This is a genomic window from Paenibacillus periandrae, assembly GCF_022458865.1.
GTDB lineage: Bacteria > Bacillota > Bacilli > Paenibacillales > NBRC-103111 > Paenibacillus_S > Paenibacillus_S periandrae.
On the sequence record NZ_JAJNMU010000040.1, the window covers coordinates 48347 to 59637 of the forward strand.

At 43.0% G+C, this 11291-nt stretch carries 11 protein-coding genes and 8 tRNA genes; 2 read left to right on the top strand and 17 right to left on the bottom strand.

The annotated features are described in order from the left end of the window. Positions 1–81: 81 nt before the first annotated feature. Together LRL21_RS40950 and ppaX are read right to left on the bottom strand one after the other, a co-directional pair. On the bottom strand, positions 82–570 hold the full coding sequence (locus LRL21_RS40950; protein WP_240421546.1) for an acyltransferase: 489 nt from the start codon (positions 568–570) through the stop codon (positions 82–84). Further along, positions 554–1219, bottom strand: a complete 666-nt coding sequence (gene ppaX, locus LRL21_RS40955; protein WP_240421547.1) for a pyrophosphatase PpaX — start codon at positions 1217–1219, stop codon at positions 554–556. The genes LRL21_RS40950 and ppaX overlap by 17 nt, the downstream gene beginning before the upstream one ends. A gap of 88 nt (positions 1220–1307) precedes the next feature. On the opposite strand from ppaX, the gene LRL21_RS40960 reads away from it, so the two are divergent. Continuing rightward, entirely contained in the window at positions 1308–1514 is a 207-nt protein-coding gene (locus LRL21_RS40960) for a hypothetical protein (protein WP_240421548.1), read from the top strand. 62 nt (positions 1515–1576) lie between these two features. On the opposite strand, the gene lgt is transcribed toward LRL21_RS40960, so the two are convergent. The 7 genes from lgt to LRL21_RS40995 all read right to left on the bottom strand — a co-directional run bounded on the left by lgt (position 1577) and on the right by LRL21_RS40995 (position 9356). Then, entirely contained in the window at positions 1577–2689 is a 1113-nt protein-coding gene (lgt, locus tag LRL21_RS40965; protein ID WP_240421549.1) for a prolipoprotein diacylglyceryl transferase, read from the bottom strand. Between the two features lie 33 nt (positions 2690–2722). Beyond that, positions 2723–3664: an HPr(Ser) kinase/phosphatase gene (hprK, locus tag LRL21_RS40970; RefSeq protein ID WP_076230612.1), complete on the bottom strand. Its 942-nt coding sequence runs from the start codon at positions 3662–3664 to the stop codon at positions 2723–2725. Positions 3665–3837: 173 nt separating this feature from the next. Beyond that, positions 3838–5091, bottom strand: coding sequence for an MFS transporter (locus LRL21_RS40975; protein WP_240421550.1), 1254 nt, complete (start codon positions 5089–5091; stop codon positions 3838–3840). Positions 5092–5239: 148 nt separating this feature from the next. After that, positions 5240–5707 carry a MarR family transcriptional regulator gene (locus LRL21_RS40980; RefSeq protein WP_240421551.1) on the bottom strand — a complete coding sequence of 156 codons (468 nt, stop codon included), beginning with the start codon at positions 5705–5707 and terminating at the stop codon, positions 5240–5242. A gap of 284 nt (positions 5708–5991) precedes the next feature. Then, positions 5992–7113, bottom strand: a complete 1122-nt coding sequence (locus LRL21_RS40985) for an ABC transporter ATP-binding protein (RefSeq protein ID WP_240421552.1) — start codon at positions 7111–7113, stop codon at positions 5992–5994. 92 nt (positions 7114–7205) lie between these two features. Then, on the bottom strand, positions 7206–8321 hold the full coding sequence (locus LRL21_RS40990; RefSeq protein ID WP_240421553.1) for a PucR family transcriptional regulator: 1116 nt from the start codon (positions 8319–8321) through the stop codon (positions 7206–7208). A gap of 180 nt (positions 8322–8501) precedes the next feature. Further along, entirely contained in the window at positions 8502–9356 is an 855-nt protein-coding gene (locus LRL21_RS40995) for an NlpC/P60 family protein (RefSeq protein ID WP_240421554.1), read from the bottom strand. Between the two features lie 433 nt (positions 9357–9789). Here LRL21_RS40995 and LRL21_RS41000 point away from each other — a divergent pair, with 433 nt between their 5' ends. Further along, on the top strand, positions 9790–10098 hold the full coding sequence (locus LRL21_RS41000; protein WP_240421555.1) for an MTH1187 family thiamine-binding protein: 309 nt from the start codon (positions 9790–9792) through the stop codon (positions 10096–10098). A gap of 90 nt (positions 10099–10188) precedes the next feature. On the opposite strand, the gene LRL21_RS41005 is transcribed toward LRL21_RS41000, so the two are convergent. From LRL21_RS41005 to LRL21_RS41040, 8 genes are all read right to left on the bottom strand, one after another. Beyond that, a tRNA-Lys gene (locus tag LRL21_RS41005) sits at positions 10189–10261 on the bottom strand. Between the two features lie 6 nt (positions 10262–10267). Next, positions 10268–10352, bottom strand: a tRNA-Tyr gene (locus tag LRL21_RS41010). Between the two features lie 37 nt (positions 10353–10389). Then, a tRNA-Phe gene (locus LRL21_RS41015) sits at positions 10390–10465 on the bottom strand. Between the two features lie 78 nt (positions 10466–10543). Then, positions 10544–10620: transfer RNA gene (locus tag LRL21_RS41020), tRNA-Asp, on the bottom strand. A 17-nt stretch (positions 10621–10637) separates the two neighbouring features. Continuing rightward, a tRNA-Thr gene (locus tag LRL21_RS41025) sits at positions 10638–10713 on the bottom strand. 67 nt (positions 10714–10780) lie between these two features. Then, a tRNA-Val gene (locus tag LRL21_RS41030) sits at positions 10781–10856 on the bottom strand. A gap of 64 nt (positions 10857–10920) precedes the next feature. Next, positions 10921–10997 (bottom strand) — tRNA-Met (locus LRL21_RS41035). 16 nt (positions 10998–11013) lie between these two features. Next, positions 11014–11102 (bottom strand) — tRNA-Ser (locus tag LRL21_RS41040). Positions 11103–11291 lie beyond the last annotated feature (189 nt).

The following is an 11291-nucleotide window of genomic DNA, read 5'->3' on the forward strand; positions in this document are numbered from 1 at the left end:
AAACTATACACTTGTATGCAAAAAAGACCCTTTGGGGTCTTTTTGCGTGTTATAGATCAACAATCAACCATCACGAAACACTCATCTCACATCTTGACGTATCACCTGCAGCGGATTACCAGCCACAAAGCTGTAAGGCGCCACATTTTTATGCACGACAGAGCCTGCGCCTATCACCGCATGGTCTCCAATTGTCACACCCGGAAGAATGGTTGTATTCGCCCCGATCATCACATGTGAGCCAATACGAACCGTTCCTATGCGGTATTCCTTAATTAAATATTCATGAGTGAGGATTGTCGAATTATAGCCTATGATCGTATTATCCCCAACCTCAATACGCTCTGGAAAAAATACATCGACCATCACCATTAAAGCAAAGGAGGTTTGATGCCCTACCTTCATCCCCAGCATATGGCGATAAATCCAACGCTTCATTGGAAGTGAAGGTATGTATCTCGAAATTTGAATGCACACAAAATTCCGAACCGCCTTCCAGCGGCTAACCGTCCGATACATTTGCCATAGCGAATTGGGTCCATCTACCGGAAATTTATCCGTTTGTCTCAAGTGATTTCTCCTCGACTCCCGTGATCTTAAGCAATTCCTTGATGTCCTGTATGATGTACGTAGGACTGTACTGCTGCAAATACGGAATTCCTTTGAGTGACCAGGCAACAGCTACCGCAGGAATACCGGCATTATGGGCTGCCTCTATATCGTAATGACTATCTCCAACCATGACAGCACCCTCAGCTTCAGAGCCCAGCTCCTTCAAAGCTTTACGTATGCCTTCCGGATCAGGTTTTGGCCATTTGACATCCTCAACCGTAACGATCGTATCAAAATAATCGTAAAGCCCGCACAACCTTAAACCCATTTCTGAAGTAATTCTAACCTTGCTTGTGACAATTCCCATTTTGACACCAGCCACATGCAGCTTACCCAGCGTTTCACGTACACCGGCAAACTCTGTTACCAGCTCATCATGCTTTTCAATGTTAAAAGTCCGGTACTTATGCACCAGATCGCCTACACTGTCTCTACCTGAAAAAAACTTCATTTGTTCAATTAGCGGCCTACCCATGTTAGGAATAATATGCTCCCTGGTGACTGGTTGTTCGGTAATGCCTTCAAATGTATGCAGAAACGACTGTATAATCAGCTCGTTCGTATCAATAATCGTTCCATCGAGATCAAATAATACGGTATGAATCATGTGACTGAATTGTCCTCCCTAATTTTCTTTACCCTCCCAAACCCTCCCTATAGGGAGGGCCCCAAAGGACGCTGCCCTCTGGACTCCCTTGGAGCGTACGCAGACTTATGTGTTCTCGGGACGCTTTCGTCCCTACGGGACACGCTTGACTTGGGTGAGGCTATATCGCTTGCTGACTGACGTGTATTCGGGACGCTTTCGTCCTACGGACACGCTGGACTTGGGTGGGGCTATATCGCTTGCTGACCGACGTGTATTCGGGACGCTTTCGTCCTACGGACACGCTGGACTTTGAGTGACTGCTACGTTCACGGACGCATCGTCCCTGCGGGACACGCTCAAGCTGGGCCACTTATTTTATTCAGAAGGTTTGTTTGGCTTATTTTCTTCCTTCTCAAGTTGAACGCTCTGAACTTCCGCAGATTCTTTATTTTTATCAGAAGCATGTTCAGCATGCTCGGCCACAATCTGATCTGCCGAAGGTGGGCTAACTACCGGGATACCTGTTAGAACAGGTACTGTAGACTGTTCTGAAGGGTCAGATGACGCTTCCTCCACATACCCGATAGGTCGGATAGGATCGGAATAACGTTCGACAGAAGCACCGCTTTTTCTGCGGTATATCATAAACGCCACAGCGAATATGATGATCAATATCGCAAGCAGCTGTGAAATCCGCACATTACCGCCATAGGTCATAAAGCCAGATTCAAAGCCTAACGCCCGCATAGGCGCCCATAAACCGTTCATTAAGGAAGCCAGCCAAGCAGGTCCAGTAAAATCCAGACTATCTGTTCTTAAGCCCTCCACGAAAAACCGGACAATCGAATACCCAATGAAATAACTTAAAAACAGCTCTCCCGCGCGTAAAAACGGACGTCTGCGCAGCACTAGCAGTAGCAATAAAACTATAAAGTTAAATACCGATTCATATAAAAAGGTCGGATGATAATATTGGCCATTGATCAGCATCTGATTCACAATGAAATCCGGCAAATGCAGTGAGTTTCTTAAAAACGCCTCACTCACAGGCCCTCCATGGGCCTCCTGATTAATAAAATTGCCCCAGCGCCCGATAGCCTGGCCGATAATCAAACCCGGTGCACACACATCAGCAATACGCCAAAAGCTGTAGCCCTTGCGACGCGTATAAATAACTGCGCAGATCACGGCCCCGATCAGTGCACCATAGATAGCGATCCCGCCATGCCATACCATAAACACCTCGGATAAATTATCCCTGTAATCCTCCCACTTGAAAGCGACATAATAAATGCGCGCGCCAATAATAGCTGAAGGGACTCCAAGCAGCACCAAATCCATATAAAAATCCGGATTCATTCCAAAACGCTTACCTTCTCGAATTGCTAGCAATAATCCCATTAAGGCCGCCGTTCCCAAAATAATACCATACCAATGCACTTGTAGTGCCCCGATTCCGAATGCAATCGGATTAATTGCCAACCACATGTTGTTCTCCTTTCTGAATGCCAAAGCCTTCTCTTATTCCATGTCATCCATATCCTCTGCTAATGTTTCCGTAAGCTTGTTTGTAAACTGCAGCGCAGCATTATAACCCATTCGCTTTAACCGATAGTTCATGGCTGCTACCTCGATAATAACCGCCAGATTTCGTCCTGGGCGAACCGGAATCGTGACCAAAGGAATATCCGTTTCTATAATACGTGTTGTCTCTTCGTCCAAACCTAATCGATCGTACTGCTTATCCTGCTGCCATGTTTCCAGCTTAATCACGACAGAAATTTTCTTCAAGTTGCGGATCGCACCAGCACCGAATAAAGTCATCATATTAATGATACCCACACCACGGATTTCTAACAAATGACGGATCAGCTCCGGCGCATTACCAACAAGCACATGATCAGCCGTTTGACGAATTTCAACTGCATCATCCGCAATCAAACGATGTCCACGTTTTACCAGCTCCAGTGCAGTCTCGCTTTTACCAATACCACTGGAACCGGATATCAAGATCCCAATTCCATATACATCAACTAAAACGCCATGAATCGTTGTGGAAGGCGCAAGCTTGTTTTCCAAAAAACCTGTAATTCGGCTTGCCAAAATCGTAGTGGACTGAGGTGTACGCAGCACCGGAATCTGTTTATCATTTGCAGCGGCCAACAGCTCAATCGGCACATCCAACCCACGGCTGATTAATATACATGGCGTCTCCTCTGGCGCGCACAAACGTGTCATCCGATCCATTCGTTCCTCGGAGGACAAACCATGAAAGAAGGTCAGTTCGGTCTTTCCGAGAATTTGCACACGCTCCATAGGATGAAACTCATAATAGCCTGCCATCTCTAACCCAGGGCGGTACAAATCTGCTACGGTTATCGGTCTTTTCAGTCCTCCCTCACCGCAAATGACTTCCAAATGAAATTCCGCCACAAGATCGGACACTTTTACTTTTTTTGGCATCTCTCTTCCGTCTCCTTCATTTTCCCGATAATTCCATCGTATATAAAATACCGTCATAAATCAACTCATGCTGAGAATTCCAGCTCGATTTCCATCAATTTTCAATAAAAAAGCCCAGCTGAAATAAATTCAACCGAGCTTGCATAATATTTTCGCTACAAGCAAGATTGTTTTTACACTTTGCTCTCTTGCATGACCTTTACATCCATTCTCTTGTACAAAACTGCTATTGCCGCTGCTATAAGGATCATACCCATAAAAGCCGGTGCGGCATGACCAAGTGCTATATAGATTTGACCTCCAATGATAGGCCCAATCATTCTTGCTAAAGCCTGAATAGATTGGCTGCCTCCCTGAATCCTTCCTTGTTCACTAGAATCAACAGACTTAGAGAGCATCCCATTAAATGAAGGCCCAAAGATCGAATCACCAAAACCAAATATAAACATTCCAATGATAAAAAGAAGATAGAATGAGATCAAAGCCGATGCTGCAATAAAACTGTAGCCTATAATCTCCGAAACCATACCAAGAATTGCTATCTGTTTATCACTAAGTTTTTTCAAAAGCTTTGGCATTATGAATCCTTGTGAGAGGATGTCCTGTAAACCCATAATTGAAAACATAAGTCCGATTAGTGCAGGATCCCAACTGAAAGTATCCATTGTAAATTGCGAAAAAACTGCCTGTAATGATCCATTCGGTATCCAAAGTAAGAACGCTGAAACAAGTAGCCTGTTTAAGTTTTTCATGGAAAGTATACTTGCAAGCTGTGTAAATGGGTTCAATCTCACGAGAGTAATCTCTTTAAGTCTATTGTTCTTGTCAAGGCTCTCAGGCATAAAAAAGTATCCATAAACAACATTCAATAAAGTGATTATTGCTCCAAAATACAAAGGTGCAGAATAGCCAAAGTTGGCAAGTAATCCGCCAAGAGTTGGGCCAATGACGGTACCTACACCTACAACCGCACTCACCCATCCAAAGTATTTGGTTCTCTGTTCTGGAGGAATGATATCTGCAAAATATGCAAAGATAGTACTTATACTGCCGCCTGTTATACCTTCTATTATGCGCCCAGCAAATAGTACCCATAGAGCTCCTCCTATGCCAAAAACTAAGTACCCGATTGCGGAACCCAGAAGGCATACTAAGAGCAATGGACGACGGCCATATCTATCGCTCAATGCTCCTAGTACGGGCGCTGCAAAAAACACGCAGACTGCATAAACAGAGGTCAGCAGCGTAACAAATATAACTTGTTCTTCCGGATTGCTTGTATATGGCTGCACTAAGAATGGGACGACAGGTGCTATGATACTGAAGCCTATTCCGCAAAGAAACACAGAGATAAGACCGAATATTAAAGCATGTTTATCTATGGTTTGTTCTTTGTTCTGTTCATTCTGTGATCTAGATATCGACATTCAAATATTCTCCTCAAAAGTTATTTTTGATTCCTTGTCAACAAAATGATAACTTTACTTTGTTTCCTTGTCAACAAATTAATAGCAAAAAAACAGCCCATTCTCAATAGGCTGCTTATGGTTTCATATTTATTATTCAAATTTATCCCTACTTAATATCTATACCCAGTTTCTTTATCTCTGCATCCAAATGCCTACAATACTTGTCCAAAAAGCTAAGCATACTGTCAAATTGTTCCTCGGTTACCTGCTCAAATATGGCTTTATCCCGCTCTTGAAACTCTTGGTGCAGATCCTCATGGATTTTATAAATTACTTTCCCTTGCTCAGTAAGCCTAAAATAAATTTCTTTCTTGTTATCCGACTTCTGGTAGCTTTCGATAAGCCCTTTTTTTATGAGCTTCCTAGTCATTTTACTTATGGCACCGCGAGTCATATAAAAGGACTCCGCAAGTTTTGTCACATTGGAATCTACATTTTTTTCGATGTATTCGATACAATGTACTTCAGAGGACTTATAACCCTTAAGACTGTCTTCCATCTTATCCTTATTAAGCCAAACCATCTTGTTATATAAGTCCCTGAAACCCATTATGACCTGGTCTTCTTTGTTCATGGCCTGTCCTCCTACCCGTTGGTGCATTAACAATATTAAAATAATTATTTTAAAAAAGGAATTGACCACATTCCCCGTACGGAAAAAGGGATTAAGTTAATTATCTATCGTATATTTATTATAAGCAACATTGAATAATAAACCAATCTCAATCCATTTTATGAAATACATAATATAAATAATTGTTGTATATATATTACAAAAAAGTAGATTTCGGCATTTAAAACTTTTAAAAATTAAAAAAAGACCAGTCGTTAGGACTGGTCTTCCTCGTTATACGCAAATTATGAAGTGAAAATGGATAATGTCGATTCTTTATCGAAGAAATGAACCTTATTCATATCTACAGCTAATTTTACGTTTGTGTTTTCTTTGAAGCCTGCACGACCGTCAACACGAGCAACAACGCTGTTTTTGCCAATACCAGTCAAGTAAAGGAACATTTCATGACCAAGGTTCTCAGCAACTTCAATGTGTGCATTCAAAACAGAGTTAGGGGAAGCTTCCAGGAATACTGGCTCTTCGTGAAGATCCTCAGGACGGATACCCATAATTACTTCTTTGCCCAGGTAACCTTTTTCACGTAACAATTTCGCTTTGCCTTCTGGAACTTCTACGTTCACGCCATCAGCTTTGAAGTATACGCTGTTGTTAGAATCTGTAAAGTTTCCAGTAATGAAATTCATCGAAGGCGATCCGATAAAGCTCGCAACGAACATATTTTTCGGGAAGTTGTAGATTTCCTCTGGTGTATCGGCTTGTTGAATAATTCCTTTTTCCATAACAACAATACGATCGCCCATTGTCATAGCTTCGGTTTGGTCATGCGTTACATAGATAGTTGTAACTTCCAAACGTTTGGACAATTTACTGATCTCAGCACGCATCTGTACGCGAAGCTTGGCATCCAAGTTGGAAAGCGGCTCATCCATTAAGAAAACTTGTGGTTCACGTACAATCGCACGACCCAAGGCAACACGTTGACGTTGCCCCCCGGAAAGAGCTTTTGGCTTACGATCAAGTAAATGTGTAATATCTAGAATTTTGGCTGCATCACGAACACGAGCGTCGATATCAGCTTTTTTGAATTTACGAAGTTTAAGGCCGAACGCCATATTTTGATAAACACTCATATGAGGATACAAGGCATAGGATTGGAAAACCATCGCGATATCGCGGTCCTTAGGTGCTACGTCGTTAACCAAACGGTCGCCGATGTAAAGTTCACCCTCAGTGATTTCTTCCAAACCTGCAATCATACGAAGAGTTGTGGACTTACCGCAACCGGAAGCGCCTACAAGAACGACAAACTCTTTATCTTTGATTTCAAGGTGGAAATCTTTAACTGTTGCTTCTTCTGCACCCGCGTATTTTTTTACGATATGGTTTAAGCGTACACCTGCCATGGTTCAATTCCCCCTACATATTTATGATCAATTTATATCCTTATCTTACCCTACCAATTCGCTTGTGACTATGCACAATCCTCACAAAAAAATCACTTTCTTTTCGTTACTTTGTACAATAGCAGCGCAATCTTGACCAATACCGCATCATTAAATGTACGAACGTCCAATCCAGTCTCTTGTTTGAACTTGTCCAGTCGGTACAACAGCGTATTTCTGTGAATATAGAGCTTCTTGGCAGTTTCGCTCACATTGCAATCAATCCGGAAAAAATGCTCCAGCGTTGTCATAGTCTCCGAATCTAGGGCAACGTCAACCCGCTTCAAGACACGCTCCAGGAAGCTCGTCTTATCCGCCTCGGGAATCTGATGAATAAGCTTTTCCAGCTGTAAGGACCAAGGCAAATGCATATTGCTTCCTACATGGTAGGTACGCCCGAGCATAATGGTTTCACGCAGCTGCAAAACACTGGCATACAGCGACTTAGCCGGCAAAATAGGATAGTGAATTGCCAGATGACATTCTCCAATCCATTCATTCTCCAGCATAGCGTGCAAACCAAACCCGATCGCTGCAAGCGTATCCTCCAGACTCTCTTCATCTCCATTATCACGCTCATCAGCCGCATCAATCGATAGCATTTTCTCGGAGCCAAGAATAAGCCATTCCTTATCCATCAACGGAATCAAAATCATCTCCGTATCAAAAAACGATTCCAGCAATTTTTTCAGTTCCTGATAACTGACTCGCTGTGATTGTGAATAGTCGCCGTATAGCAATAAAGGAATTTTGGTCGAATACAAGGAAAGCTGCGATACGAGAGTGTCAGGCATTTCGGCATGAGCAAGCCCAAGCTCCTGCTGCTGTTTGAACCAGTCTTTTACCATGGCTGCCTTACGCTCTTCCTCACTGGTTGAAGAAGTATTTTTCTTCTCCTGCAAGCGCCGTGTTTCGAGCATGAGCTCTACGAGCTGCCGTTCTGCCAATGTCACACCTTCTGCCGATACCGATAAAACAAGCGCATCCTGAGCGTCCTTCTGAACAAAAAAGACCAATTGATCCTCTACAACAATGCTTTTCGTTGGAGTTCCCTTGTCCTTATCCTCAGAATCAACCCGATTCAGCCAATACTCCCAAGTCCATTTGGATAAATGTACAGACCCTTTGAAAATCTGCTCCAGCTGCTGCCGTAATGGCTCCCAGTCCATACTTGAGCCCCCAACCTATTTTAGTTTAACAAAGTTAGATAAAAAATGATGTTGTTCTGGTCTACAGAGCTTGTACTCCTAGCTTTATCATAGCAAAATAGCAATAAACAACCAAGTATCAAACAAATAAAATCACCCTACTCGCATGCACAAGGTGATTTCTCCGATTCACAGCTTATTTTAATTAATCACCCTGCGGGCCGTTACATAATGATCCTTCCACCAGCCGCTGTCGATCGTGCTGTATTTAACCCCGCCTTCTCCATAAGTATGTACCATCATGCCATCTCCGATATACATGCCAACATGACCAATCTTGCCATTAGAATCCTTCGTTGTAAAAAACACAAGGTCTCCCGTATCCAAATTACTTTTGCTGACCAATTTACCTTCCAGTGCCTGATCCTTAGAGACACGCGGCAGCGAAATATCATTTTTGGCAAAAATCCATTTCATGAAAGAAGAACAATCAAACGTCTGGGTTTGTCCATATTTGGCACCAAAAACGTAAGGAGTCCCCAAATACTTTTGAGCTTCAAGCACCAGCTTGGCCCGTACCTGATCATTGGCTGACAGAATTCGGCGTGCCCCAATAAATTCACTGCGAAACGTATTAACAGAGTAGGTGACCACTGCATCCTTGGATTTTGAGGCCATTACGATCTTATCGTTACCGATATAAATCCCTGAAGAGCTTGGTTTATTATCTTTTCCAAAAAATAAAACATCCCCTTCAATCACATTCGATAACGAATTGATCAGCGGTTTATTCATATTAAATTGATCGTTCAAAGCCCTTGGCATCTTGTAATCAAGCATTTTATATACGTAATAGTTCATTCCTGATGCATCAAAGCCTTTAGAAATCGTTTCTTCACCTGCTGCATAATCTTTACCAACCAGCTTTTTACTCAATGACACAGCATCCATATCATCATAAGCGGCATAAGCTGATCCTGCCATAACCCCACTTAAAGCAACAGCCATAACTACGGTGATACCTGCAGCTCGAAACATACTGCACTTCGTCATCATGAATTCCCTCCAATTTCACATATGTTATCCATATTTGGGCGATTTTTATTCCCGATCAACACATTACCATGGAAAATATGTGAGAATCATTGAGCAAAATGTACCTTAAATCTGAAAAGGTTGGGCCTCGGTCCACAATCAGGAAGGATCTTTATGTATAAGCTGCAATATTCACACACTTTGCTAAAATTCCATAAATGAATTTGTAAAATGCACCAGCCGAATGGATCTGATATAAATCTGCTCATTTACAACTTCTAAAAAAATATGATAAAGTTACATTAATTGCTTTATCACTAAAAAGCGTCAATGCGTGAAACAAACCTTTTCGCATAAAATAATAGGAGGCGCGCGATGACTACCCAGCTTTCAGAAAGGCATGGTTTAGTTCCCACATATTCATCTGAAATTAATACTTAAGGAGCTGCTTCCCATGGCCATAGTCGAAATCACCATTATCCCGGTCGGTACCTCATCCACCAGTCTGAGCGCATACGTCGCCAATATGCAGGTCGTACTCGCTCATACGAAAGAGCCCATCAGCTATCAAATGACGCCAATGAGCACAATTATTGAAGGTGATCTCGATGATTTATTCAAGGTCATACGCCGCTTGCATGAACTGCCCTTTCAAAATGGAGCAGAGCGTGTTTCCACCGCCATCAAGATTGACGATCGTCGCGATCAACCAAGCTCCATGCAGCAAAAAATGAGATCGGTTGAATCTAAGTTGATTCTGTGATTCGTGTTAGTACCGTATTCCAAAATTTTTGCTCGGTTCAAAAAAATGCAAAAAAGAGACCTTAAAAGGTCTCTTTACTTTTTGTATGGATGAGACATGTAGGATTCGAACCTACGACACCCTGATTAAAAGTCAGGTGCTCTACCAGCTGAGCTAATGTCTCAAATCATGGTGGAGGATGATGGATTCGAACCACCGAACTCAGAGAGAGCAGATTTACAGTCTGCCGTGTTTAGCCACTTCACTAATCCTCCATAATGGATGCTGCTGCTTCGCTGCAGTACAATCCAATGGTGGCTCGGGACGGAATCGAACCGCCGACACGAGGATTTTCAGTCCTCTGCTCTACCGACTGAGCTACCGAGCCAAACTACAATATTTCAATATTCTAATACCATTCATATTAAAAGGAAACTCGTCCATTTTGTAAGCAATGGTAATAAAATGGCGGAGCCGACGGGATTCGAACCCGCGATCTCCTGCGTGACAGGCAGGCATGTTGGGCCACTACACCACGGCTCCGCGTTTGAAAAAGTACATGGTGCCGTCGAGAGGACTTGAACCCCCAACCTACTGATTACAAGTCAGTTGCTCTACCAGTTGAGCTACAACGGCATATTTGAGTGATGCCCTTCAATAAGTATGTGAAGGAATCAACAATATTATTCATTAATACAATAAATGGTGGAGGCTGACGGGATCGAACCGCCGACCCTCTGCTTGTAAGGCAGATGCTCTCCCAGCTGAGCTAAGCCTCCATAAGAGAAATAAACCAAATGAATCATAACATATTTCATTATGTAAAATCAATAATAAAATAAGTGGTAGCGGCGAAGGGAATCGAACCCCCGACCTCACGGGTATGAACCGTACGCTCTAGCCAGCTGAGCTACACCGCCATATTAAAAATCACTACGGAGAGAGAGGGATTCGAACCCTCGCACCACTTACGCAGTCTAACCCCTTAGCAGAGGGTCCCCTTATAGCCACTTGGGTATCTCTCCATGATCATTAGAAACAATGGATGCATTGCTCCCTGAAAACTAGATCCGAAACTTCACTTCACGCTTGAGCAGCGCGCCTCACTCGCTTTCGCTTGCAAGACTCTTTCTTGGATAAGCCCTCGACCGATTAGTATTCGTCAGCTCCATACCTTGCGGCACTTCCACCCCGAACCTATCTACCTCATCGTC